The 23,306-nt window shown below is 67.9% G+C and carries 23 protein-coding genes; 15 read left to right on the top strand and 8 right to left on the bottom strand.

What is annotated here, in order from left to right:
* From E4S58_RS16950 to E4S58_RS16940, 3 genes are read left to right on the top strand one after another with little or no spacing between them, the layout of a single operon-like run.
* Complete coding sequence (locus E4S58_RS16950) at positions 1–882, top strand: NAD(P)-dependent oxidoreductase (RefSeq protein WP_136637656.1); 882 nt, start codon at positions 1–3, stop codon at positions 880–882.
* The gene (locus E4S58_RS16945) at positions 879–2,120 is read left to right on the top strand and encodes an alpha/beta fold hydrolase (protein WP_136637655.1); all 1,242 of its coding nucleotides are present in this window, start codon (positions 879–881) and stop codon (positions 2,118–2,120) included. Before E4S58_RS16950 ends, E4S58_RS16945 begins: the two co-directional genes overlap by 4 nt.
* Entirely contained in the window at positions 2,117–2,929 is an 813-nt protein-coding gene (locus tag E4S58_RS16940; protein WP_136637654.1) for an N-acyl homoserine lactonase family protein, read from the top strand. The genes E4S58_RS16945 and E4S58_RS16940 overlap by 4 nt, the downstream gene beginning before the upstream one ends.
* A gap of 4 nt (positions 2,930–2,933) precedes the next feature.
* Here E4S58_RS16940 and E4S58_RS16935 read toward each other — a convergent pair whose 3' ends face one another.
* The 6 genes from E4S58_RS16935 to E4S58_RS16910 are packed head-to-tail and all read right to left on the bottom strand — an operon-like array spanning position 2,934 to position 9,579.
* Positions 2,934–3,761, bottom strand: a complete 828-nt coding sequence (locus E4S58_RS16935) for a sulfite exporter TauE/SafE family protein (RefSeq protein ID WP_136637653.1) — start codon at positions 3,759–3,761, stop codon at positions 2,934–2,936.
* Position 3,762: 1 nt separating this feature from the next.
* Positions 3,763–5,556: a gamma-glutamyltransferase family protein gene (locus E4S58_RS16930; RefSeq protein ID WP_136637652.1), complete on the bottom strand. Its 1,794-nt coding sequence runs from the start codon at positions 5,554–5,556 to the stop codon at positions 3,763–3,765.
* Between the two features lie 30 nt (positions 5,557–5,586).
* Positions 5,587–7,173, bottom strand: a complete 1,587-nt coding sequence (locus tag E4S58_RS16925; protein WP_136637651.1) for a tripartite tricarboxylate transporter permease — start codon at positions 7,171–7,173, stop codon at positions 5,587–5,589.
* 9 nt (positions 7,174–7,182) lie between these two features.
* On the bottom strand, positions 7,183–7,821 hold the full coding sequence (locus tag E4S58_RS16920; protein ID WP_136637650.1) for a hypothetical protein: 639 nt from the start codon (positions 7,819–7,821) through the stop codon (positions 7,183–7,185).
* Positions 7,818–8,756 carry a tripartite tricarboxylate transporter substrate binding protein gene (locus tag E4S58_RS16915; RefSeq protein ID WP_136637649.1) on the bottom strand — a complete coding sequence of 313 codons (939 nt, stop codon included), beginning with the start codon at positions 8,754–8,756 and terminating at the stop codon, positions 7,818–7,820. Before E4S58_RS16915 ends, E4S58_RS16920 begins: the two co-directional genes overlap by 4 nt.
* A gap of 40 nt (positions 8,757–8,796) precedes the next feature.
* A complete protein-coding gene (locus E4S58_RS16910; RefSeq protein ID WP_240789597.1) occupies positions 8,797–9,579 on the bottom strand; it encodes a GntR family transcriptional regulator in 783 nt (260 codons plus the stop codon).
* Between the two features lie 104 nt (positions 9,580–9,683).
* On the opposite strand from E4S58_RS16910, the gene E4S58_RS16905 reads away from it, so the two are divergent.
* Complete coding sequence (locus E4S58_RS16905) at positions 9,684–11,345, top strand: gamma-glutamyltransferase family protein (protein WP_136637647.1); 1,662 nt, start codon at positions 9,684–9,686, stop codon at positions 11,343–11,345.
* 19 nt (positions 11,346–11,364) lie between these two features.
* Positions 11,365–11,811: a GAF domain-containing protein gene (locus tag E4S58_RS16900; RefSeq protein WP_136637646.1), complete on the top strand. Its 447-nt coding sequence runs from the start codon at positions 11,365–11,367 to the stop codon at positions 11,809–11,811.
* Here E4S58_RS16900 and E4S58_RS16895 read toward each other — a convergent pair whose 3' ends face one another.
* Positions 11,812–12,579, bottom strand: coding sequence for a DeoR/GlpR family DNA-binding transcription regulator (locus E4S58_RS16895; protein WP_136637645.1), 768 nt, complete (start codon positions 12,577–12,579; stop codon positions 11,812–11,814).
* A 220-nt stretch (positions 12,580–12,799) separates the two neighbouring features.
* On the opposite strand from E4S58_RS16895, the gene E4S58_RS16890 reads away from it, so the two are divergent.
* The 6 genes from E4S58_RS16890 to E4S58_RS16865 are packed head-to-tail and all read left to right on the top strand — an operon-like array spanning position 12,800 to position 18,664.
* Positions 12,800–13,771 (top strand): ABC transporter substrate-binding protein, encoded by a 972-nt coding sequence (locus E4S58_RS16890; RefSeq protein ID WP_136637644.1) that lies wholly within the window; start codon positions 12,800–12,802, stop codon positions 13,769–13,771.
* Positions 13,768–15,474: an ABC transporter permease gene (locus tag E4S58_RS16885; protein WP_136637643.1), complete on the top strand. Its 1,707-nt coding sequence runs from the start codon at positions 13,768–13,770 to the stop codon at positions 15,472–15,474. Before E4S58_RS16890 ends, E4S58_RS16885 begins: the two co-directional genes overlap by 4 nt.
* Entirely contained in the window at positions 15,462–16,544 is a 1,083-nt protein-coding gene (locus E4S58_RS16880; protein WP_136637642.1) for an ABC transporter ATP-binding protein, read from the top strand. Before E4S58_RS16885 ends, E4S58_RS16880 begins: the two co-directional genes overlap by 13 nt.
* Positions 16,537–17,622 (top strand): MBL fold metallo-hydrolase, encoded by a 1,086-nt coding sequence (locus E4S58_RS16875; RefSeq protein ID WP_205965414.1) that lies wholly within the window; start codon positions 16,537–16,539, stop codon positions 17,620–17,622. Before E4S58_RS16880 ends, E4S58_RS16875 begins: the two co-directional genes overlap by 8 nt.
* Positions 17,619–18,197, top strand: coding sequence for a histidine phosphatase family protein (locus E4S58_RS16870; RefSeq protein WP_136637641.1), 579 nt, complete (start codon positions 17,619–17,621; stop codon positions 18,195–18,197). The genes E4S58_RS16875 and E4S58_RS16870 overlap by 4 nt, the downstream gene beginning before the upstream one ends.
* A complete protein-coding gene (locus E4S58_RS16865) occupies positions 18,170–18,664 on the top strand; it encodes a phosphatase domain-containing protein (RefSeq protein WP_240789596.1) in 495 nt (164 codons plus the stop codon). Before E4S58_RS16870 ends, E4S58_RS16865 begins: the two co-directional genes overlap by 28 nt.
* Before the next feature lie 3 nt (positions 18,665–18,667).
* Here E4S58_RS16865 and E4S58_RS16860 read toward each other — a convergent pair whose 3' ends face one another.
* Positions 18,668–19,324 carry a GntR family transcriptional regulator gene (locus tag E4S58_RS16860; protein ID WP_169052715.1) on the bottom strand — a complete coding sequence of 219 codons (657 nt, stop codon included), beginning with the start codon at positions 19,322–19,324 and terminating at the stop codon, positions 18,668–18,670.
* Between the two features lie 121 nt (positions 19,325–19,445).
* On the opposite strand from E4S58_RS16860, the gene E4S58_RS16855 reads away from it, so the two are divergent.
* The 4 genes from E4S58_RS16855 to E4S58_RS16840 are packed head-to-tail and all read left to right on the top strand — an operon-like array spanning position 19,446 to position 23,297.
* On the top strand, positions 19,446–19,973 hold the full coding sequence (locus E4S58_RS16855; RefSeq protein ID WP_169052714.1) for a TRAP transporter small permease: 528 nt from the start codon (positions 19,446–19,448) through the stop codon (positions 19,971–19,973).
* Between the two features lie 2 nt (positions 19,974–19,975).
* Positions 19,976–21,262 (top strand): TRAP transporter large permease, encoded by a 1,287-nt coding sequence (locus tag E4S58_RS16850; RefSeq protein WP_136637638.1) that lies wholly within the window; start codon positions 19,976–19,978, stop codon positions 21,260–21,262.
* Positions 21,263–21,290: 28 nt separating this feature from the next.
* Positions 21,291–22,298, top strand: a complete 1,008-nt coding sequence (locus E4S58_RS16845) for a DctP family TRAP transporter solute-binding subunit (RefSeq protein ID WP_136637637.1) — start codon at positions 21,291–21,293, stop codon at positions 22,296–22,298.
* 18 nt (positions 22,299–22,316) lie between these two features.
* Positions 22,317–23,297, top strand: coding sequence for a C-terminal binding protein (locus E4S58_RS16840; RefSeq protein ID WP_136637636.1), 981 nt, complete (start codon positions 22,317–22,319; stop codon positions 23,295–23,297).
* Positions 23,298–23,306 lie beyond the last annotated feature (9 nt).

Here is a 23,306-nt window from a genome sequence, read left to right as displayed (position 1 = left end):
GTGGCCACGATCGGATTTGTCGGCACCGGCACCATGGGCGCCCCCATGGTGCATTGCCTGGCCGAAAAGGGTTTTGCACCGCTGGTCTACGACGCCCAGCCTGACGCCGCCCGCGCCGTCGCCGACCGCGACGGCCTGCAGGTGGCCACCACGCTTGGCGACATGGCCGGATGCGAGACCGTCCTGCTGATGCTGCCCAATTCGGCCATCGTGCGCGCGGTCTGTCTTGATGACGGCGGGCTGGCGGCGACGCTGAAGCCCGGCGCGGTGATCGTCGACATGAGCTCGTCCGACCCGGTCGAGACGCGCAAGATCGGCGCGAGCCTGGCCGAGCGCAACATCACCCTGCTGGATGCGCCCGTGTCGGGCGGCGTGCGCAAGGCGATCAGCGGCACGCTGGCGATCATGCTGGGCGGCGACGACGCGGCGGCGATGGACAGGGTCGACCCGATGCTGGGCGCCATGGGCAAGGTGTTCCGCGCCGGTCCGCTGGCCGCCGGTCACGCGACCAAGGCGCTGAACAACTATGTCTCGGCGGCGGGTCTTTTGGCGGCCTGCGAGGCGGTGATCGTGGCGCGCGACTTCGGGCTGGATCCCGAACGGATGACCGAGATCATCAATGCCTCGACCGGGCGCAACAATTCGACCGAGAACAAGGTGGTGCAGTTCATCCTGTCCGAGAAGTTCCGCGACGCGGGCTTTGCGCTTGGGCTGATGGCCAAGGATGTCGGGCTGGCGGCGGCACTGGCCGGCACGACCGGCCGCCCCCTGCCGGGGGTCGAGGCGATCTCGGCGGTCTGGTCCCGCGCCCAGCAGGATCTTGAGCCCGGCGCGGATCATACCGAGATCTTCCGCTATCTCGACGGCCTGCAGGGATCATGACGGGTCGCCTGCACGAATGGCTGTCCCGCGCGGCGACCGACCCGGTCTTCCGGTTTTCGGCGCGCGGGCTTGACTGCACGATCTCGGTCGCGGAGCCCGGCACGAACCCGGGCTCGGGCGCGGCGCTTCAGCTGGGGCCCGACCCGCAGCTGTGCCCCGGTGCCAAGGGCGACATCACCCTGAGTGCAGGGGCAGAGGTTTGGGATCGCGTTCTGTCCCCCCTGCCCCCGCCGGGGTATCATTCCTTCGGCGCCCTGCTGCGCAAGTCCGACGGGCCGGTGATCTCCGGCGATCCGGTTCTGATGGCCCAATCGCTGGCCGCGCTGGAACGGCTGATCGAACTGGCCCGGCCCGATGCGACACCATTCGGCGGCTTTGGCTTTCCGCACGATCCGGCGACGGTCGTCGGCCAACGCCGCCAGATCACCGGACCCGGCGGTCACCGGGCCACGCTGCACTGGCTTGAGGCCGGAGAGGGCACCCCGGTTGTCTTCCTGCACACCGCCGGCGCGGATGCCCGGCAGTTCCAGCACCAGGTTGCGGACACCGAGCTGCAGGCCAAGCACCGGCTTCTGGCCTTCGACATGCCCTGGCACGGGCTGTCCTCGGGCCAGGACGATTGCGAGACGACGGCAGACTACCTGCTGACCGAGGCCGCCTACCTGGGCTGGGTTTCGGCCTTTATTGAGTCGGTGGTGGGCGGGCCTGTCATCCTTGTCGGCTGTTCCATGGGCGCGGCGATCGCCATGGCGATGGCGGCGCACCGGCCCGACCTGCTGCGCGGGGTCATCGCGCTTGAGGCGCCGTTGCGGTCGCCGGGCCGGAAAAGCGATTTGCTGACCGATGCCCGCGTGGCAAATGGCCTGCACAACCCGGCCTATGTCCGCGCGATGCTGGGCCCCGCCTGTCCACAGCGCCAACGTGACGAGGCCTGCGCGATCTATGCCCAGGCCCGACCCGGGGTCTACATGGGCGATCTGCACTACTATTCCGAGGAATACGACGGCGCGGCCCTGGCGCCCGCCATCCGGGACGGCGCGGTGAAGATCGAACTGCTCACTGGCAGCTACGACTATTCGGCCTCGCCCGAGAACACGCGCAGCCTGGCCCGCTTGCTGGACCCGGCCAAGGTGACCTTTACCGAGATGGAGGGGCTGGGCCACTTTCCGATGATCGAAGACCCCGACCGGTTCCGCGATCATGTCCTGCCCGCGCTCGCCAGACTGGAGACGCCATGACCAACCCCGCGACATCCCCCGACACCTGGGAGGCCTATGCCGTCCAATACGCCCGCTCGATCCGGCCCGTATCGGATTTCTACATGGGGGCCGATCCCCACGACGGATCGGAGCCGATCTTCTATTACGTCTGGGTCCTGCGCCGGGGCGAGGAGGTCATCCTGGTCGACACCGGCTTCAACGCCGCCCGCGCCGCGGCCCGCAAACGCGAGCTGATCCGCTGCCCGATCGAGGCGCTTGCCGCACTTGGGATCGCGCCCGGCGACGTGGATACGGTCGTCATCACGCATCTGCATTACGACCATGCCGGCAACATGGACAAGCTGCCAAACGCGCGGTTCGTCCTGCAGGACGAAGAGATGCGCTTTGCCATCGGGCGGCACATGCGCCACGACCTGATGCGGGTCCCGTTCGAACTGTCGGACGTGCAGCTGATGGTGGCGCTGAACTATGGCGGTCGCGTCGATTTCGTCGATGGCGATGCCGAGCTGACGGATGGCGTGCGGCTACACCATGTGCCCGGCCATTCGCTCGGGCTGCAGGCGGTCACGGTGCGCACCCGTGCGGGCTGGCTATGCCTGGCGTCGGACGCGGCACATTTCTATGGCAACATCGACCGGGGCCGCCCCTTCCCGATCGTGGCCGACGTCGCGCGGACCCTGGACGGGCACGACCGCGTCACCCGCCTGGCGGGGGACCGGTCCCGCCTGATCCCCGGCCATGATCCGGCGGTGGCCGAGCGGTACGACCCCCTGCCCGCCGATCCGATGATATTTGACCTGACCCGGCCGAAAGCCCCTGCGGCCTGAGCGATCAGCCCAGGGACCGCAGCAGATCCAGCGCCATCCGGACCGAGGTCACCGCAAGGAACAGCCCGAAGAACAGGCGCAGCACGCGTTGCGGAATGGCATGGGCGATCAGGACGCCGACGCGCGCGAAGACCGTGGTCAGCGGGATGATGACCGCCGCCGCCACCAGGTTGACGTAGCCCAGGGAAAACGGCGGCAGCCCGTCGACACCCAGCCCGGTCAGCACGTAGACCACCGTGGCCGGCAGGCCGATCACCAGCCCGATCGCGGCCGAGGTGCCGACGGCCTTGCGGATGTCATAGCCCAGGAAGTTCAGCAGCGGCACGCAGACCGTGCCGCCGCCGATGCCCATCATCGACGACACCGTGCCCGCAAAGACGCCAAAGCCCGCCCAGACGGGTTTCGAGAAACTGCGCGGCGCGGTTCCGTCGGACTGGCGCGAAAAGATCATGTTCAGCGCCACGATGGCGGCGATCACCGCGAAGACGCCCATCATGATGCGCCCGTCGATCAGCCCCCCGGCGGCGGACCCGATCAGCACGCCGACCAGGATCGATGGCGCCCAGAGCCGGAGCAGCGCGAAATCCACCGCCCCCTTGCGATAGTGCCCGCTGGCCGAGGACAGCGAGGTGAAGATGATCGTGGCCAGCGACGTCCCGACCGACACCTGCATGATCAGCCCCGGCGCCATGTCGGTGAACGACAGCGCGAAATAGAGCGCGGGCACGATGACGATGCCGCCACCGACGCCCAGAAGACCGGCCAGGATGCCGCCCGCGATGCCCGCGCTGACCGCGATGGCGATCAGGGTCAGAAGGGTGCCCTGGTCCATCTCAGCGCCCCACGGCGTAGGCTTGCATCAGGCGCGGCGTGGCGCCGGCGCGCAGCAGGCCGTCCTCGTCCCGGATCGCGGCGGTCAGGCGACCGACGGACCAGGGCGCCGACACCGTGACGGTATGGCCGCGGCCGCGCAGGTCGGCGATGACGTCGTCGCCGATCGCGGGTTCGATCATCATCGCGCCGGGGTTGGCCTTGCGCGGATAGAACGACCCCTGGAAGTGCTGCGAATGGAACAGCGGGGCGTCGATGCCTTCCTGGATGTCCAGCCCGTGGTGGACCAGACGCAGGAACCAGATCAGCTGCCACTGATCCTGCTGATCGCCGCCCGGCGTGCCCATGACCAGCCAGGGCTTGCCGTCCTTCTTGACCAGCGAGGGCGTCAGCGTGGTGCGCGGGCGACGGCCCGGGGCCAGAGACGAGGGCAGCCCGTCCTCAAGCCAGAACATCTGCGCCCGGGTGTTCAGCGGAAAGCCAAGGCCCGGCACGACCGGGGCGCTTTGCAGCCACCCGCCCGAGGGCGTGGCGCTGACCATGTTGCCCCACTGGTCGATGATATCCAGGTGCACCGTGTCGCCCTTGCGTTCGGTCAGATGCGCCATGGTCGGTTCACCCACGCTGGCGCCGGTGCCGGCCTTGAAGTCGCGCGCGGCGCGGGCAATGGCGGCGTCGGCCCAGTGTTCGAAACCGGGGATGCGGCCCGGCCGCTGGTCGGTCGACGCCGTCTTCATGTCGATCAGCGCCGCGCGGTCGCGGGCATAGTCGCGCGACAGCAGCGTCTCCAGCGGGATGTCGGTGAAATCGGGATCGCCGTAATAGGCCTCGCGGTCGGCATAGGCCAGCTTCATCGCCTCGACCACCAGGTGCACGAAATCCGCGCCCATGGGGTCCATCGCCGCCAGGTCGAAGTTTTCCAGGATCCGCAGCCCCTGCAGCAGCACGGGCCCCTGCCCCCAGGGGCCGGTCTTGCAGATGGTGTACCCGTGATAGTCGATCTCGACTGGCGCTTCGTAGTGCGCCTCCCAGCCTTCGATGTCGGCGCGGGTCAGCAGGGCGCGGTTGCGCGACCCGGTGACATCCGCGACCTCGGCGGTGGCAAGGTAGTCTTCGATCGCGTCGACCACGAAGCCGCGCCGCCACAGATCGCGGGCGGCGTCGATCCGGCCCTCGCGGGTGTCCCCCGTCGCCTCGTCAACCAGCCGCTGGTAGGTCGCGGCCAGATCGGGGTTGCGGAACAGCTCACCGGGGGTCGGCACCTCTCCGCCCGGGGTCCAGACGGCGGCAGAGGTCGGCCATTCCTCGGCCATGAAAGGCGCCACGCCCTCGATCGCCTTGGAGACTCCTGCCAGCATCGGGTGGCCATCGCGGGCATAGGTGATGGCGGGGGTCATGACCTGGCCCAGTTCCATCGTGCCGTGATCGCGCAGCAACTGCATCCAGCCGTCAAACGCCCCGGGCACCACGCCGGGTAGCAGGCCCGAGCCGGGGATAAGCTCAAGCCCCAGCTGTTCGAACACCTCGATCGTGGCGGCGGCGGGGGCGGTACCCTGGGCGCAAAGCACCTGCGTCCGGTCCGTGGTCGCGTCGTGGAAGATCACCGGCAGATCGCCCGCCGGCCCGTTCAGATGCGGTTCGACCACCTGAAGCACCAGACCCGCCGCGACGGCCGCATCAAAGGCGTTGCCGCCCTGTTCCAGGATGCCGAACCCCACGGCCGAGGCGATCCAGTGCGTGCTGGTCACCATGCCAAAGCTTCCACGGATTTCGGGACGGGTTGTAAAGCCACTCATGGCGGATCCTTTCGGAATTGGGGGGTGGGATCAGGCCCGGCGGGCCTGACGCACCATGCGGATCAGAAGGAAGGCCGACAGCGCCAGCATGCCAAGGGCAATGGGCGATTTCAGCAGGAAGAACGGATCGCCGCCCGAGGCGGTGAAGGCGCCGCGCACCAGCCCTTCCAGCGTCGGTGCCAGCAGGAAGCCGATGACGAAGGGCAGGATCGACACGTCGAGCCGCCGCAGCCCATAGCCGATCAGCGAAAAGACCGCCGCCGTCAGCAGGCCCAGATAGCCGCCGTCCTGCGTATAGGCCGCGGTCAGCGACACGGTCAGGATCACCGGCAGGATGATCGACTTGGGGATCTTGACCAGATGGCCCAGCAGACCCATTAGCATGCCGCCAAGCGTCCAGTTCCAGAAGTTCGCGATGACCATCATCGTGAACATGCCGAAGGCCGTGACGAGGCCCGCGTTCATGATGGTGTCGAAACCCTCGATCTCGCGGATCGGGGTGAACTGGAAGACCTGCGGACCGAAGGCGAAATCGCCGATGGTTTCCACCGCGAGGATGATGAAGACCGCCGCCGAATTGCCCGGGATACCCAGGCTCATCACCGGGATCAGGTTGGCGCCCGACACGGCGGAATTGGCGGATTCGGTGGCGACGACCCCTTCGGGCGTGCCCTTGCCGAACTGTTCGGGGTGCCTCGAGGCACGCCGCGCGCTGTCATAGCTGAGCGTCGCGGCGGTGGTCGTGCCGATCCCCGGCAGCGCGCCGATCACCGTCCCGATGGACGCGCCGCGCAGGATGCCGGGCAGCATCCGCGCCCGTTCGCCCCAGGTCAGGCGCGGCCCCATCTCGGGGCGCTTGGTCGGCCCCTCGGTCCGGCCGGACCGGTCGTTGCGCATATCCTCGATCGACACGAGCACTTCGGAGATCACCAGCACCCCCAGCACCGCCGAGGTCAGCGGCAACCCGTTGCCCAGTTCGGGCATGCCGAAGGTCAGGCGCGGGCCGTTGCCCGACATCGACGACCCGATCAGCGACACGAACATGCCCAGCAACCCGCCCAGAAGCCCCTTGAGCGGCGCCTGCCCCACCACGGCCGCCATGAAGCACAGCGACAGGATGATCAGCGCCGATTTCTCGGGCAGGCCAAGGATGCGTTCGACCGCCAGCGCGATGGCCGGCGCCGCGATGAACAGCACGAGGTCGGAAAAGTTGTCGCCCAGCACGGAGGAGAAATGCGCCGTCTGGATCGCCTTGCGGCCCAGCCCCTTCTGCGCCATCGGATAGCCGTCAAGCGTGGTCAGAAAGGCATCCGGCGTGCCGGGGGTGCGAAACAGGATCGCGGGCACGGCCCCGCCCACGGTCGCGCCCTTCATGATGCCCAGCAGGCAGCCCAGCACGGGATAGAGCGCCTCGTTCCCATAGCCGAAGATCGACACGAGGATGGGCAGCGCGATCGCCATGGCGAAGGGCCCGGACATCCCCGGCACCGCGCCGATGATGATGCCCACCAGCACGCCGATCAGCACCATGCCCACGGGCAAAAGCCACAGCCCACCCTCGGGGCCCTGGAAGACCGACGACACGCCAAGGCCGATATATTGAAACAGCAGATCCATACGGGGGCCTCAGAGGTCGGCGTTCGGGGGCAGCTGGATGTCGTTCAGCAGGCCGTCGAATAGAAGGATAAGTCCCGCCACAACGGCCATGGCGACCAGGATATGGCGCAGGCCAAGCCGGTGACAGGTGATGCGGATGAACCCGCAGGTCAGCAGCACGCCGCCCGCGAAGAACCCCGACACGTCGAAGGGAAAGGTGGCCGAGGCCGCGCGGTAGCCGCTGAACGCGGTCAGGCCGATGGCATTGGTCAGCGCGACCAGCCCGGTGCCGGCCCAGTTCATCGCCATCAGCGACACGCCGGTCAGCAGGATGATCTGGCCCAGAAAGCCAAGGTTCGACAGGCCGATATGGCCCACGGGTTCGCCCGTCGATCCGGCGCGCGGGCGCAGTTGCGACAGCACCAGAAGCACCGCCAGCGGCACCATCAGCCCGACCAGCAGCACCGGAAAGAAGGCATCCCCGGGCACGGTGCGCCCGGTGAGGTTCTTTTGCAGAAAGCCACTGCCGATGTCCCGCGGAAACCAGACCAGCAGACAGAGCACAACGAAGGCAAGCGTGCCGAGGCCAAGCCAGAGGTTCCAGCTGCCTCCCTGGCCCGGTGTGGCCTGTCCTGTGTCGGCCTGATCTTCCGCGGGACGGCTGGTCATTCCGCGAGGGCCTTCATCATGTCGACGTTGGCGTCATAGGTGGTCAGGATCTGCTCGCGCAGCGCTGCTCCCTGGGTGACGATCGGCGCCGGCGGGTACTGCTTTTCGATGAACTGGCGGGTTTCGCTTTCGGGATTGTTCAGGATCTCGGCGACGACGCCGGCGATCTCGTCCCGGATCTCATCGGGCAGGCCCGCGGGGGCGGTGATGATGTACTGGTAGCCGAGGTTCAGATCGACACCCGCATCCTTGAGCGTCGGCTTTTCAGGCGCCAGCGCCACCGGGGTGGTTTCGGCCGAGGCCAGGATGTTCAGCACGCCGGCTTCGACCAGCGGCTTCTGCACGCCACCGCCCCAACCGACATTCGCGTCCATCGACACCAGCGCGTTCAGCGCGCCCTTGCCGCCCTTGGTCCGCAGGTGGTTGACGGTGATGCCAAGCGCGCGGGCCACGATTTCGGCGCCCGCTTCGACCTGCGTGCCCCAGTTGGCCCAGACGATCTGTTCGCCCGCATCGGCCGCAGCCTTCAGGTCTTCCAGCGACTGCCAGCCGCTTTCGGCACGGGCCAGCACCGCCATCTGCGACCCGGCGGTCGTGGTGATGTAGGTGAAGTCCTCGGGTGACAGGTTGTCGCTGTTCATCGGCGCGAAGTCGTAGGTTGTGGTGATCGCGAAGCCCAGGGTCTGGCCATCGGCGGCTTCGCCCTTCAGCTGGGCGGACATCACGGTGCCGTCTTCGCCTGCCTTGTTCTCGGGCAGGACCTTCCAGCCGCGCAGGGCCTCGATCTCTTTCGCCAGGGTCCGGCCCTGAACGTCGGTGCCACCGCCGGCGCCATAGCCGATCCACAGGCGGATCGGCCCGTCGGGGTTCCATTCGGCAAAGGCGGGCGCGGCCAGAAGCGACAGGGCCGCGGTCATCATCAGGGTCTTTTTCATCTCAGTATCTCCACTGTTGTTGTTTGTAGGGGATGGTCCGTCACAGGACCGACTTGCGTTCCACCAGTTGCATGGGCCTGTGCCCACGCGGCAGTTCGAACCGCTGCACGATCTGAAGCCGATCATCGCGGTCAAATTCATAGGCATCCCACAGCATCCCGACATGCGGCGCCGCCAGGTCGAGCGCATCGCAGGCGGTGCGCGACAGAAGATCGGCGCAGGCGGCGTGGCGGACCCGGGCGATGCGGATGCCATAGCGTTCCCACAGGATCCGGTGATACGAGGCGCCGTGCAGCGTTTCAGTGCGTTCGTCGGGCATGTCCTCGGTGTGTTCGCACCGGATGAAGAAGCTGCTGAAGGCCGGGGATTCGCCCGTCACCCAGACAAGCCGGTCGATCCGCATCACCTCGTCCGCGTCGAAATCGGCCAGAAGCGGACCGAAGGATGCCGTCTGGACCCGGCTGACCCGCAGCACGCGGGTGAAGGGCATCATCTCTTCACCCGTGGCCGGATCGGTAAAGCGGTAGATGTGGACCTCGGGCACCTGGTTGCTGGCCTCGGCGATGAAGCTGCCCAGCTTGCGCCGCCGCACCACCAGCCCCTCTTCGACCATCTGCGCCAGCGCCTTCTGCACCGTCGACAGGCCCACGGGCAGGGCGGCGCAGATCTCGGTCTCTTTCGGCAGGTGGCCGCCGGGCGCATAGGCGCCGGACCGGATGCAGGCCGCGAAGGCCTCGGTCAGGCGCTGATACTTCACCGGCCGGTCCTCGGCGGCTTCCCAATGGGCCAGCAGCGGCTCAAGTGACAGTTTGTTGGGCGTCATGCTCATATAACAACGCTAATATCTCAGCTTTCGACTTGTCAACTACGTAGTTAACGATCTAACATCGGAAATATATCAACAAGAACGGGCAGCGGAACCGAAAGATGAAGACTTGGGCAGTTGCCACCGGGCACCCTCTGGGAACGCAGGCCGCCGAACGGATCCTTCGGGCGGGGGGCAATGCGGTGGATGCCGGGGTGGCCGCAGGACTGACCCTGGGCGTGGTGCAGCCCGACCTCGTGTCCGTGGCAGGCGTCGCGCCCATCATCATGTATGACGCGGCGACCGGCGCGGTGACCACGCAGGACGGCGTGGGCGGCTGGCCCGCCGCGGCGGATGTCGACCGGATGCATCGCGACCATGGCGATCACGTGCCCGAAGGCATCCTGCGCACGGTGATCCCCGCCGCGCCTGCCAGCTGGATCAAGGCGCTGTCCGATCACGGCACGATGACCTTCGCCGAGGTCACGCAAGAGGCCCTGGCCGCCGCCCGCGACGGGTTCGAGGTCTATCCCCTGCTGGCCGATTTCATTGCCTCGCGGCACGAGAAATACGCCCGCTTCCCCTCGACCTCCGCGATCTTCCTGCCCGGTGGCACCCCACCCCGCGCGGGCGACATCTTCGTGCAGGCCGACCTCGCCTGGACGCTGACGCAGATGATCGACGCCGAAGCCGCCTGCCCCGGTGACCGCCGCGCCGGGCTGGCTGCAGCGCGTGCCGCCTTTTACGAAGGGCCGGTGGCGCAGAAGATCACCGCCTTTCACGCCGAAAACGGCGGGTTGCTGACCGCCGCCGACCTGGCGGGCTATGCGGTGCGCAGCGAACCCTCGCTGCCGATTTCGTTCCGGGGCGCGCAGGTGCATTGCTGCGGCGCCTGGTGCCAGGGGATCTCGATGGCCGAGACACTGGCGATGATCGAAGCCGCCGGGCGTGACGCCGCGCGGCGCGACGGCCGGTTGAACCTGCACTTCCTGCTCGAGGTGCTGAAGCGTGTCTTTGCCGACCGCGAGGCCCATGTCACCGACCCCGACTACATGCAGATCCGGCCCGAGGCGCTGCTGGATCCCGGGTTCCTGGCCGACCGGCTGGCCAGCATCGGTGACACCTCGGACCCCCTGCCCGCCCCCGGCCCCGCCACCGGGCCCGATGACGACAGCGCCGCGCCCTTCCGCGTCGGCTGTGCCGATACCACCCATGTCAGCGTGATCGACGGCGCGGGCAACATCTTTTCCGCCACGCCAAGCGATCCCAGCTACGACACGGTCGTGATCCCCGGCACCGGGCTGTCGGTGTCGTCGCGCGGGTCGCAGTCGCGCAGCATCCCCGGCCACCTGAACGCGCTGGCCCCGGGCAAGCGGCCCCGGCTGACGCCCAACCCGATCCTGGCGCTGAAGGACGGCAAGCCCTGGCTGGCGCTTGGCACCCCGGGCGGCGACGTGCAGGTGCAGGCGATGATCCAGGTGCTGCTGCATCTGCTGGACGGCGGGATGACCGCAGACGAGGCCGTGCGTGCGCCCCGCGTTGCCACCTATGCCTTCCCGGGCAGCTTTGCGCCGCACAGCGTGCACCCCAACCGGGTGCTGTTTGAATCCGACCTCGACCCGGCGCAGGTCGCGGATCTGCGCGCGCGCGGCCATGACCTGGAACCCTGGCCCGAGATGACCTGGATGGCCGGCGGCATCTGCCTGGCCATGCGCGACGACACCGGCGCCACCGCCGTCGCCGATCCCCGCCGTGCGGGCACTGCGGCCACCGGCCAGTCCTGACCCCAACCGGAACCCCCACATGACCGACCTGCTTCCCCTGTCCGACCCCTCTGTCCCGCTGGACGATGCCTATGCGATCTGTAACGACACGATCGACAACGGCCTTTTCACTGCCATGCGGTTCCACCCCGACACGATGGAGGTCGAACGGCTTTATTCCACGAACACCGCCGCCTATCCGGTCAGCGGCCGCAAACCCAAGCGGTCTACGCCCTGGGGCGACAAGGTGCTGATCGCGCAGGAGCACAACTGCGGCTACGGCCCGATCGACATCGCCTGGGCCTTCGACGATCACGAAAAGATCCTCGATCTGGGTCTGCTGGCGGTGCTGAACCTGCCCGTGGTGGCGCAGGGCCGGACGCTTGGCACGATCAACTACCTGCGCAGCGGCCCGCCCTTTTCCGTCGACGAAGTCGCCACCGGCCTGACCCTTGCCGCCGCACTGGCGAAACGCGGCACGCTCTGATCAGGCCAGGACGATGCGGGTGTTGGCCGCCGCGCAGGCGCGGGCCAGATCATCCGGGATCGCGCTGCCGCAGACGACGGTATCAAGATCGCCCAGGTGGCCCATGGCAAAGCCCGCATCGCGCCCGATCTTGGCATGGTCGATCACCAGGATACGGTGCGTCGCACAGCCCGAAATCGCGCGGCGCGCGCGGATTTCATCCATGTTGAAGTCCAGCAGATCGCCTTCGGCCGAGACACCGCCGACACTGAAGACCGCGAACTGCATCCGCAGCCCGTCGTAGAATTCACTGGCCTCGGCGCCGATCAGGTCCAGGTCGCGCATCCGCACCTGACCGCCCGCCAGTGATACGGTGATGCCGGGGGCCGCGCGCAGGGCCAGCACCGCGTGCAGGTTGTTGGTGGCGACCGAAAGCCGGGCATGACCGGCCAGCGCCCGCGCCACCGCCTCGACCGTGGTGCCGGTGCCAAGCGCGACCGAGGCGCCCTCGGGCAGCAGGCCCGCCACCGCCGCGCCGATCCGGTCCTTTTCGCTGCGCGACACGGTCATGCGGGGCAGGTAGCCGATGTTTTCCGCTGGCACCGCCAGCCGCGCACTGCCATGACGGCGACGTACCAGCGCGGCGTCATCCAGGGCGCGCAGGTCGGCGCGCACGGTCTGGACCGTCACGGCCAGCATGTCGGCCATGGCCTTGGCCGACAGCTCTCCGTAGGCGGACAGCAGGTTGACGATCTGGTCGCGGCGGCGGGCGCCTTCATCAATGGTCATTTCGTTCGAAAACCGATTGGCGTCTGTGATTGCCCCAAGGATGGATCGGCGTTGCCCGTCCTGTCCAGCGTCAAAACCCCAAGATCGCCATATATTTATGGGTTCATGAGAGTTACGCAAATCCGTCACACCGCTGTTACGCGGCATCCGTAACAGGGCGTCGACGAATGGCACGAAGCCGTTCGTTTTCGAACGAAAGTGAATCCTTCAGGAGTTCCCCATGCTTCGTCCCCTCCTCTCTCTGTCCTTCGCGCTGGCCCTGCCGCTGGCCGCACAGGCCGAAAGCCTGACGCTCTATACCTCGCAGCCCAATGCCGACGCCCAGTCGACCGTGGATGCCTTCATGGCCGCCAACCCGGGTGTCGAGGTCGAATGGGTGCGTGACGGCACCACCAACCTGATGGCCCGCCTGCAGACCGAAATCACCGCCGGTGACCCGCAGCCCGACGTGCTGCTGATCGCCGATACCGTGACGCTCGAGGCGCTGGCCCAGGACGGTCAGCTGGCCGCCTACAAATCCCCCGAAGCCGAGGCCTATGACCCGGCGCTCTACAGCGCGGACGGCTACTATTATTCGACCAAGCTGATCACCACCGGCATCGTCTACAACACCGGCGCGGCCGAGGTTCCGACCTCGTGGAAAGACCTGGCCAAGCCCGAGATGAAGGGCATGGTCGCCATGCCGTCGCCGCTGTATTCCGGCGCCGCGCTGATCCACCTGGCCACGCTGACCGGTGACGAGACCCTTGGCTGGGACTACTACCAGGCGCTGGCCGACAACGAGACGCTGGCCCAGGGCGGCAACGGCGGCACCTTCAAGGCGGTCGCGGCGGGTGAAAAACCCTATGGCGTGCTGGTCGACTTCATGGCCCTGCGTGCCAAGGCCGAAGGCTCTCCGGTCGAGTTCGTCTTCCCCGAGGAAGGCGTGTCCTACGTGACCGAACCCGTCGCCATCATGAAGAAGGCCGAAGGCAACGCGACCGCGCAGAAGTTCGTCGACTTCCTGCTGTCGCAGCAGGGCCAGGAACTGATCGTGACGCAGGGCTACATCCCCGCCCGCAACGGCGTCGCCAGCCCCGAAGGTTTCCCGCAGCGCGGCGATATCACCCTGATGGCCTTCGATCCGGCCAAGGCACTGGCCGACACCGAGGCCAACAAAGACCGCTTCGCCAAGACCTTCGGCGTCGAATGATCGCCTCTCTCACGCACAGGAACAGCAGCCGGTCGGAAGGCCGGCTGCTGTCGCTACTGCTGGTGCCGGTGGTGCTGATCGCGCTTGGCCCGGTGGTACGCCTGCTGCTGGAAGGCGTGGGCGTCGGATCCGGGCTGACCGGCGATCACCTGGCCACCGTCCTGACCCGTGACAGCACCCGCACCGCGCTGATCCATTCGCTGGTCACCGCCGCGGGCGGCACGCTGATCTCGATCCTCATCGGGGCGGCCTTCGCCTTTCTCGTCGCGCTGACCGACGTGCGCGGCAAGGCGGCGCTGGTCTTCTGCCTGATGGTGCCGATGATGATCCCGCCGCAGATCACCGCGCTGGCCTGGATGCAGGTCATGGGGCCGTCGTCCGTGTTGCTCAGGATGCTGGGGATCGCGCCGCCGCTTGGATCGCCGCAGCCGCTGCATTCGCCCGGCGGCATCATTCTTCTTCTCGGCATCCAGCATGCCTCGATCGTCTTCCTGACCCTGCGCGCGGGCCTGCGCCAGATCCCCGCCGACCTGGTCGAGGCCGCCCGGATGTCCGGCGCGCGTGGCCTGAAGGTCTGGGCGCAGATCGTGCTGCCGCTTAGCCTGCCGGCCCTTGGCGCGGGGGCCGCGATGGCCTTTGTCACCGCGCTTGGCAATTTCGGCATTCCGGCGATGCTGGGCATTCCCGCCCGCTATTCCACCCTGCCGACGCTGATCTACCAGCGGCTTGTCGGACTCGGCCCTTCGGTCCTGCCCGAGGTCGCGGTGCTGGCGCTGATCATCGGCGTGGTCGCGATCCTGGGCGTTCTGCTGGGCCGTTGGCTGCTGGCGCGGCGGTCCTACGGGCTGGTCGGCCTGTCGGGCCAACCCCTGTCGATCGTGCTGAAAGGCGGCCGGCTTCCCGTGGAAATCGCGCTGTGGGCCTTCATCGCGGCGATCCTAGTTCTGCCGCTGACCGCCCTGCTGTTCACCTCGCTGATCCCGGCCTACGGGGTGCCGCTGACCTTGGACACGCTGACCTTCAAGGCCTGGGTCGAGGCGCTGTTCGTCCAGCCCGTCACCCGCCGGGCCTATGTGAACTCGCTGATGCTGGCCACCGCAGCGGCGGCGATCCTGATGGCCGTCAGCCTGCCGCTGGCCTGGCTGATGGCGCGGCGTCCGTCGCGGCTGACCCGCAGCGTCGATGCGCTGGTCGACCTGCCCTATGCCCTGCCCGGCGTGGTGCTGTCGATCGCCTGCATCCTCGCCTTCATCGACCTGCCCTTCACCGACCTGACGCTCTACGGCACGATCTGGATCATCCTGGCCGCCTACCTGGCCCGGTTCCTGGTGGTGATGCTGCGGCCCGTCCAGGCCTCGGTCAGCCAGCTTGATCCGGCAATGGAGGAAGCCGCCGCCGCCGCCGGGGCCCGCCTGGGTCGTCGCCTGCGCACCATCGTGCTGCCGCTGGCGGCCCCGGCGGCAGCGGCGGGGGCGATCCTGGTGTTCCTGACGGCGGTCAACGAACTGACGGTGTCGGCGCTGCTGTGGTCCTCGGGGACCGAAACCCTGGGCGTCGTCATCTACAACCTCGAAGACAGCGGAGAGACGGTGATGGCCTCGGCCCTCGCCATGTCGATCGTCGTCCTCATCGTCTGTCTCATGGGCTGCGTGCAACTGGCCGCGCGCCGCCTGCCGAAAGGAGTCGTGCCATGGCAGAGCTGATCTATTCCGGGCTGACCAAACGCTTTGACGGCACCGCCGCCCCGGCGCTGGATGCCATCGACGCCCGCGTCGGCGAAGGCGAATTCGTGGCGCTGCTGGGGCCGTCGGGCTGCGGCAAGACCACGTTGCTGCGCCTGACGGCGGGGTTCGAGGAACCGACCGCCGGCACGCTGCACATGGGCGCCGACATGGTGGCCGGACCGGGCCGGTTCGTGCCGCCCGAGGACCGGGGTGTCGGCATCGTCTTCCAGTCCTATGCGTTGTGGCCGCACATGAGCGTGGCAGGCAACGTCGCCTATCCGCTGCAGGTCCGGGGCCTGAAACCGGCCGACCGGCGCGCCCGCGTCGCCGAGGCGCTGGCGCTGACCGGGCTGACCGACTTTGCCGACCGCGCGCCGTCGCAGCTGTCGGGCGGGCAAAGGCAGCGGGTGGCGCTGGCGCGCTGTCTTGTCGCCGAACCCCGGGCCGTGCTGCTGGACGAACCGCTGGCCAACCTCGACCTGGCGCTGCGCGCCTCGATGCAGGACGCCTTTGCGAATTTCCATCAGCGCACCGGGGCGACGATGCTGTATGTCACCCACGACCAGGGCGAAGCCCTGGCGCTGGCCGATCGGATCGCGGTGATGGAAGCGGGCCGCATCCGCCAGTTCGCCGCGCCCGAGGTGCTGTATTCCGAACCTGCCGACTGCTTTGTCGCCGGGTTCCTTGGCGACGGCGCGGTGGTATCGGCGCAGGCTGCCGGGCCGCTGGCCGGGCGCGATCTTCCGGTCGTGGCCATGGGCCAGACCCTGACCGCCCGCGCCCGGACCGGCGCGATCAGCCATCTCAGCATCCGGCCCGAGGATATCACCCTGCTGTCTGAAGGTGGGGTGCGGGCCAGCGTGCTCAGCTGCACCTACCTCGGCGGGCGGTTCCGGCTGCGGCTGGACACCGGGGGCGAAGACCTTGTCGCGATGTCGCCGCAGCGCGCCGCGCCCGGCGATCACGTCGGCCTGCGGATCACCGCCCCCTGGGCCTTCCACGATCCCGCCAGCCCCGCCGCCCCCGCGCGCGAGCCCGCCCATGCCTGACGCCGGACAGCTGCACACCCCCTGGGTCGAGGTCCTGTCGGGCCTGGGCGAAAAGGGCCCCGCCTGCATCCGCGTCTGGACCGGGCAAGAGCTTTGGCTGCTTGATGTCGGCGCGGGCCCCGAGGCGTCGTCGCCCTTCGATCCCGCCTGGCTTGCGGGCGCGGACCGGGTGCTGATCACCCATGACCACATCGATCATATCGGCGGCGCGGGCTTTGCGATCAACGCGGGCCTGCCGATCCACTGCACCGCCACCACCGCGCGCGCCCTGCCCCCCGGGGCCGATCTGCATCCCCTGCCCGACCATGGCACCACGCGGATCAGCGGGACGGTCGTGACGACCGGGCGCAATGGCCATGCCCACGGCGGGGTCTGGCTGCACCTGGCGCTTGGCGGGGGGCTGTTCTTCTCGGGCGACTGGTCCGAGGAATCGCACTGGTTCGCCTTCGATCCGCCACCCCGGGCCGAGGTCGCGCTGATCGACTGCTCCTACCATCTGGGCGATGTCCCGCAGGCCGACCGGCGCGCCGCGCTGGACGCCGCACTGGATGCCAGCACTGCCGAACAGCACCTGTTTCCCGTCCCCCCTTCGGGCCGCGCCGGGGAACTCGCGCTGCACCTGGCACCGCGCGGATCGGTGACGCTGGACGACACCTGCCGCGCCGCGCTGGACGTGATGCTGCGCAGCGGGGGCATTGCCGACGGGGCCGCGGCCCTGCGGCCGCTGATCGACGCCCCCTTTGATCCCGCGGCGCGGTTCCTGATCTGCGACACGCCCAATGCCGACGCCGGAATGGCCTGGCGACTGGTGCAGGGCTGGCGCGACACCGGGCGCCTGGGCCGGGCGGCCACCGTGATCTTCACCGGCCACATGACCGCCCACGCCCGCGCCATCGCCGCGCACGGCGGCCAGTACCTGCGCTGGAACGTGCACCCGCCGCTGCGCGACCAGATCGCCATGATCGACCGGCTTGGCGCGCGGCATTTCGCGCCGCTCTTCTGTGACCGCCCCGAGGACTACCTGCTGGAATCGCGGTTCCGGGCGCGCCTGCTGCTGAACGAAAGGCTGCCGCTATGACCCTGCCCCCTCGCCGCTTCGTGCTGATCCGGCACGGCGAAACCGACGCCAACCGCGACGGGCGGATCGCCGGGCGGACCGAAGCACAGCTGACCGATGCAGGCCGCGCGGGCGCTGCCGCCCTGGCCAACCGCCCCTGGCCCAAGGTCACGCTGTTCGTGTCACCGCAGGATCGCGCGCAGGATACCGCGCGCCTGGCCTTCCCCGGACGACCCGCCGTGACGCTGGCGGATCTGCGCGAACGCGACTGGGGCGATTTCGAAGGCCTGCCGGTTGCCGATCTTCCGCCCCGTGCCAGCACTCCCAAAGGCGGCGAAGGCTGGCCCGACATGATCGACCGCGTCGCCCGGGCGCTGAGCCACGGGCTGACGCAAACCGACCAAGACCGGCTGCCGGTCTTCGTCGCCCATTCCGGCGTGATCCGCGCGACCCGCCACCTGCTGGGCCACGACCCCTTCGGCCCGTCCCCGCGCAACACCACCCCGATCCTCTTCGTGCCCGTCCCCGGGGGCTGGCACGAGGCCGACCCGACAGGAGACCCCGATACATGGCCAAAGACAGCGACCACGACATGACCAAAGACAGGGCCCACCCGATGGACTGCGTGATTTTCGACATCGACGGAACCCTGGCCGAATTCGACGCCGACCGCCTGGGTCACCTGGTGCATGGCGAAACCAAGAAGTGGGACGACTTTCACGATGCCATGGCCGTGGCGCCGGTGATCGAACCCGTGGCGCGGCTGCTGTCGCGGTTGAAGGCGCAGGGCGATGCGATCGTTCTGTGTTCGGGGCGACCCGAGGGCTGGCGGCACCGCACCCTCGACTGGCTTGAGACCATGGGCATCGCCCACGACGCGCTTTACCTGCGCCGCCCCGAGGAAGACCGCGACCCCGACCCCGAGGTCAAGCGCAGCGCGCTGGCCCGGATCCGCGCCGACGGCTATGCCCCGTGGCTGGTCGTCGACGACCGCCGGTCCGTCGTGGATTTCTGGCGCGCCGCCGGGCTGACCTGCCTGCAATGCGCCCCGGGCGACTTCTGACCGTCAGTCCTTGATCGCCATTTCCCAATAGGATCCTTCCTTGCGCCCGATATGGGCGCGCAGGATGGACTGGGCCGTTGCCTCGTCGCCGCGCGCGATGACCTCGCACAGCTCCTGGTGTTCGCGATAGGATTTGGCCATGTGGTCGGGATGCCGCCCCAGCCTGTTGCGCAGGGCGGCCATCTTTTGCGCGATGGTCTGGTAGGCGTCGGTCAGAAACCGGTTGTCCGAGCATTCCATCAGGATCTGGTGGAATTCGGAATCGAGCCGCAAGTAGAGCGGCACGTCATCCGCCGCCCGGGCGCGTGACATCTGGTCGACACAGGCCGACAGCCGGTCGGCCAGACGTGGCGCATCGGCCTGCATCGCAAAGCTCAGCGCCGCCGATTCAAGGCTCAGCCGGGCATCGCAAAGCTTGGCCAGTTCCTCCGGAGCGAGCGAGAAGACGAAGGTGCCGCGCTGCGGTTCGACCGTCAGCAGCCCCTCCATCTCAAGCCGGTTGATCGCCTCTCGGACCGGGGTGCGGCTAACCGACAAATCCTGCGCGATTCTGGCCTCCGACAGCTGGCTTCCCAGCTCCATATCGCCCGAGATGACCCAGTCCCGCAGCGCCTCGGCCACTGTTTCCGTCAATGATTTCGGTCTGATAAGCGCTTTCATCTCAACTCCTCGGCGGCCTGATCGGAATAGCAAACTGGCATACAATATACAATGATTGACACACTGGCATACAGTATGCCAGTTTCGATTCTGCATCGAGATACCGCTAGGGGAGGAGCGATTGGCCCGTGCAGAAGCCATACTGGTTGTCCTGAACCGCGTGCTGGTCGCGCTGGTCCTGGCCGCCGTCTTTGCCATCGTCTTTGTCAACGTGGTCGGCCGCTATGGCTTCGGGCAGTCCTTCGCCTGGGTCGAAGAGGCCGCACGCCACCTGATGATCCTGGGTGCCTTCGCAGGGGCCGGGCTGGCGCTGCGCGAAGGGCGGCTGGTGGCCATCACCACGCTGCATTCGCTCGGATCGCCCGCCTTTGGCCGGGCGCTTCGGTGGCTGGCCGTGGTCATCATGTTCGTCTTCATGGCCACGATGTTCTGGCTGGGCGTGGAATTCGTGCAGTTCGGCTGGAACAAGGAAACCATGTCAACCGGCATGCCGCGCGGGGTCGCCTACCTGTCGATCCCGATCGGCTGCGGGCTGTTCCTGCTGCACCTCGTGCTCTTCGCCGCGCGCTTCGTCCGCGAGGAGTTCGAGTTCCTCGCCGATGCCGCGCCCGATGACACCCCCGTCCCGACCCCCGACAAGACCGCGTGACCATGGCGAAGACCCTGATCCTTCTGTTCTTCGCGACCCTGATCCTGGGCGTGCCCGTGGCCTTCACCATGGGCGTGGCGGGCATCGCGGCGATCTTCATCGAAGGCAGCCTGAACCCGCTGGTCGCCACGCAGCGCATGTTCGCGGGCATCGACAGCTTTCCGCTGATGGCCGTGCCCTTCTTCATCCTGGCGTCGGAACTGATGACCGCCTGCGGGCTGACCCGGGCGCTGCTGAACTTTGCCAACGCGCTGGTCGGCCACCTGCGCGGCGGGCTGGGGCATGTGAACGTGCTGGTGTCGATGCTGTTCGCGGGCATTTCCGGATCGGCGCTGGCCGATGCGGCGGGGCCGTCGGCCATCGTCATGCGGATGATGCGCGAGGCGGGCTATGACAAGCATTACGCGGGCGCGCTGTCGGCCGCGACGGCGACGATCGGGCCGATCATCCCGCCGTCGATCCTGGCCGTGATCTTCGCGATCTCGACCAATGGCGTGACCGTGGCGGGGCTGTTCCTGGCCGGGATCGTGCCGGGGGTGCTGCTGGGGCTTGCCCTGGCACTGGCCAACCACATCGTGTCGACGCGGCATGGCTATCGCGGCCGTGACACCCGCGCGGGCAGGGCTGAACTGTCGCGCAGCGCGCTTGCCGCCCTGCCCGCGCTGGTCATGCCCGCGATCATCCTGGGCGGCATCATCTTCGGCGTCTTCACCCCGACCGAGGCCGGCGCGGTCGCCTCGGCCTATGCGCTGCTGCTGGGGCTGGTGCTGCGCGCCTATTCCCTGCGCGGCCTCTACGTTGCCTTCACCCGCGCCGCGATCATCACTTCGTCGGTCTTCCTGATCATCGCGATGGCGTCGATCTTTGCCTGGCTGCTGACCTATCTGCAGATCCCGCAGGACCTGGCCCGGATGGTCGCCTCGGTCACCGACACGCGGCTGGGCGTGCTGTTCATCCTGGCCGCCTTCGCGCTGGTCTGCGGGTTCTTCATCGACACCCTGCCCGCGCTGATCATCCTGACGCCGGTGCTGGGCCCGATCGCCTATGGCGCGGGGATCGACCCGCTTCAGTTCGGCATGATGCTGGTGCTGAACCTGACCATCGGCATGGTCACGCCCCCGGTCGGCCCGGTGCTTTTCGTGATCGCCAGCGTCGGCCAGCTGCGCCTCGACGCGCTGTCCCGTGCCGTTCTGCCGCTTCTCGCGGCCGAGCTCATCGTGCTGCTTCTGGTCATCCTGGTGCCAGGCATCAGCACCTTTGTCCCGACGTTCTTCGGGTTCTCAAACTGACATGCAAGGGAGGAAACCAATGAAAACCATGTCAAAACTGCTTACCGCGACTGCGACAATCGCCCTGACCGTGGCCGGGCAGGCCGCCGTCGCCAAGGATCTGAAATACGCGCACTTCCAGTCGGCCGACCTCAGTTCCCCGAAACACGCCGCGGCGCTGGCCTTTGAAAGCTGTGTCGAGGGCAAGACCGCCGGGTCGATCGATGTGCAGATCTTCCCCGCGGGCCAGCTGGCCGGCGACAACGAGGTGATGGAGGGCCTGCAGTTGGGCACCATCCAGATGGCCGTCGTGCATGACGGACCGATCTCGGCCATGTACAAGCCCTTCTCGGTGCTCGCCCTGCCCTACCTCTTCGACGATCAGGCGATGGCCTGGTCGGTGATGGACGGCGACTTTGGCGACGACCTGGCCGCCGACATGCTGGACAAGACGGGCATCCGGATGTTCGGCGCGGCCGACAACGGCGTGCGCAACTTTACCAACAACATCCGCCCCATTGCCGAACCCAAGGACATGGAAGGCCTGAAGATGCGGGTCATGACCGCGCCGGTCTGGGTGACGCTGGTGGAAAGCCTTGGCGCCTCGGCGACCCCGGTGCCGTGGCCCGAACTGCCCGGCGCGCTGCAGCAGGGCGTGGTCGACGGTCAGGAAAACGGCGTGACCAATATCGTCAACGCCTCGCTCTACCAGAACCAGAAGTACGTGTCGCTGGATGGGCACGTCTTCAGCTGGCACGCCTACCTGATGTCCGACGACTTCTACCAGGGGTTGACCAAGGCCGAACAGGTCGCCGTCACCCAGTGTTCGGACATCGCCAAGACCATCCACCGCGGCATGACCGCCGCACAGGATGCCAATGCGACCACCATCCTTGAAGAAAAGGGCATGACCGTCGTGGCCGTCAGCCCCGAACAGAAGGCGATGTTCCGCGAAAAGGCGCAGCCGGCGGTGAAGGAATTTGTCGTGGGCGAGATCGGCGAGGACTGGCCGAACAAGCTGGACGCTGCCGTTCAGGCCTATCGCGACCAGTTCTGATCCATGCGGGACCGTATCATGACCACGCCGACCATCGCCGTTCTGGAACCCGGTTACGCGACCTATGACACGGAAACCTCCGTTCTGGGCGCGGCGGGCGCACGGATCGTGGCGGTTGGCGAGGGCGTGGATGCGGTCCCTGCCCTGCGGGATCTGAACCCGCAGGGGATCCTGGTCCGCGAACGGACCATCGGGCAGGCCGAACTTGCGGCCTGTCCGGACCTTCGGGTCGTCGTGCGCTATGGCGTCGGCACCGACAATATCGACCTGGATGCAGCCCGGGACCGGGGCGTCTATGTCGCGAACGTCCCCGACTATGGTGCCGAGCATGAGGTCAGCGATCACGCCCTTGCGCTTTATCTGTCGGTGCAGCGCCGCGTCGTCACCCGCGACGCCGAAGTGCGCGCCGGGCACTGGGGCATCGGACAGGCCGCGCCCATCCCCGATCGTGACGGCGCGGTGCTGGGGCTGATCGGCTGCGGCCGGATCGGGCTGGTCACGCTGGCCAAGTTCCGCGCCTTCGGCTTTGCCCGCGTGCTGGTCCATGACCCCTTCATGTCGGAAGACGCCGCATGCGCCGCCGGGGTCAAGCTGACCGATATGGACACGCTCTGCGCCACCGCCGATGTCATCAGCCTGCACGCGCCGCTGACACCCGACACCCGCCACATCCTGAACGCCGACCGGCTGGCCCGCGTCAAACCCACGACCATCGTCATCAACGTCTCGCGCGGGGGGCTGGTGGACGAAGCCGCCCTGGCCGCAGCCCTGACCGAGGGCCGCCTGTTCGGCGCCGGCATCGACGTCTTCGAGGTCGAACCGATCCGCCCCGGCAACCCGCTGATGGCCGCGCCGAACACGCTCTTGTCGGATCACAACGCCTGGTATTCCGAACGGTCGGTCGCGCTCTTGCAGCGCAAGGCGGCCGAGGAGATCGCCCGCGTGCTGTCAGGCCAGCCCCCCGTCAACTGGGTGAACCGCTGGTCCCCCGAACCCTGAACTCAAAGG

Source organism: Pseudooceanicola onchidii, assembly GCF_004959925.1.
Taxonomy (GTDB): domain Bacteria; phylum Pseudomonadota; class Alphaproteobacteria; order Rhodobacterales; family Rhodobacteraceae; genus Pseudooceanicola; species Pseudooceanicola onchidii.
Note: the sequence above shows the minus strand (reverse complement) of the source record. Positions and strands in the feature narration are given on the sequence as shown.

Bases quoted from the DNA above. Each gene is read 5' to 3' on its own strand.
- E4S58_RS16945 (WP_136637655.1), top strand. From the start codon at position 879: ATGACGGGTCGCCTGCACGAATGGCTGTCCCGCGCGGCGACCGACCCG.
- E4S58_RS16940 (WP_136637654.1), top strand. From the start codon at position 2,117: ATGACCAACCCCGCGACATCCCCCGACACCTGGGAGGCCTATGCCGTC.
- E4S58_RS16935 (WP_136637653.1), bottom strand. From the start codon at position 3,761: ATGGACCAGGGCACCCTTCTGACCCTGATCGCCATCGCGGTCAGCGCG.
- E4S58_RS16930 (WP_136637652.1), bottom strand. From the start codon at position 5,556: ATGAGTGGCTTTACAACCCGTCCCGAAATCCGTGGAAGCTTTGGCATG.
- E4S58_RS16925 (WP_136637651.1), bottom strand. From the start codon at position 7,173: ATGGATCTGCTGTTTCAATATATCGGCCTTGGCGTGTCGTCGGTCTTC.
- E4S58_RS16920 (WP_136637650.1), bottom strand. From the start codon at position 7,821: ATGACCAGCCGTCCCGCGGAAGATCAGGCCGACACAGGACAGGCCACA.
- E4S58_RS16915 (WP_136637649.1), bottom strand. From the start codon at position 8,756: ATGAAAAAGACCCTGATGATGACCGCGGCCCTGTCGCTTCTGGCCGCG.
- E4S58_RS16910 (WP_240789597.1), bottom strand. From the start codon at position 9,579: ATGACGCCCAACAAACTGTCACTTGAGCCGCTGCTGGCCCATTGGGAA.
- E4S58_RS16905 (WP_136637647.1), top strand. From the start codon at position 9,684: ATGAAGACTTGGGCAGTTGCCACCGGGCACCCTCTGGGAACGCAGGCC.
- E4S58_RS16900 (WP_136637646.1), top strand. From the start codon at position 11,365: ATGACCGACCTGCTTCCCCTGTCCGACCCCTCTGTCCCGCTGGACGAT.
- E4S58_RS16895 (WP_136637645.1), bottom strand. From the start codon at position 12,579: ATGACCATTGATGAAGGCGCCCGCCGCCGCGACCAGATCGTCAACCTG.
- E4S58_RS16890 (WP_136637644.1), top strand. From the start codon at position 12,800: ATGCTTCGTCCCCTCCTCTCTCTGTCCTTCGCGCTGGCCCTGCCGCTG.
- E4S58_RS16885 (WP_136637643.1), top strand. From the start codon at position 13,768: ATGATCGCCTCTCTCACGCACAGGAACAGCAGCCGGTCGGAAGGCCGG.
- E4S58_RS16880 (WP_136637642.1), top strand. From the start codon at position 15,462: ATGGCAGAGCTGATCTATTCCGGGCTGACCAAACGCTTTGACGGCACC.
- E4S58_RS16875 (WP_205965414.1), top strand. From the start codon at position 16,537: ATGCCTGACGCCGGACAGCTGCACACCCCCTGGGTCGAGGTCCTGTCG.
- E4S58_RS16870 (WP_136637641.1), top strand. From the start codon at position 17,619: ATGACCCTGCCCCCTCGCCGCTTCGTGCTGATCCGGCACGGCGAAACC.
- E4S58_RS16865 (WP_240789596.1), top strand. From the start codon at position 18,170: ATGGCCAAAGACAGCGACCACGACATGACCAAAGACAGGGCCCACCCG.
- E4S58_RS16860 (WP_169052715.1), bottom strand. From the start codon at position 19,324: ATGAAAGCGCTTATCAGACCGAAATCATTGACGGAAACAGTGGCCGAG.
- E4S58_RS16850 (WP_136637638.1), top strand. From the start codon at position 19,976: ATGGCGAAGACCCTGATCCTTCTGTTCTTCGCGACCCTGATCCTGGGC.
- E4S58_RS16845 (WP_136637637.1), top strand. From the start codon at position 21,291: ATGTCAAAACTGCTTACCGCGACTGCGACAATCGCCCTGACCGTGGCC.
- E4S58_RS16840 (WP_136637636.1), top strand. From the start codon at position 22,317: ATGACCACGCCGACCATCGCCGTTCTGGAACCCGGTTACGCGACCTAT.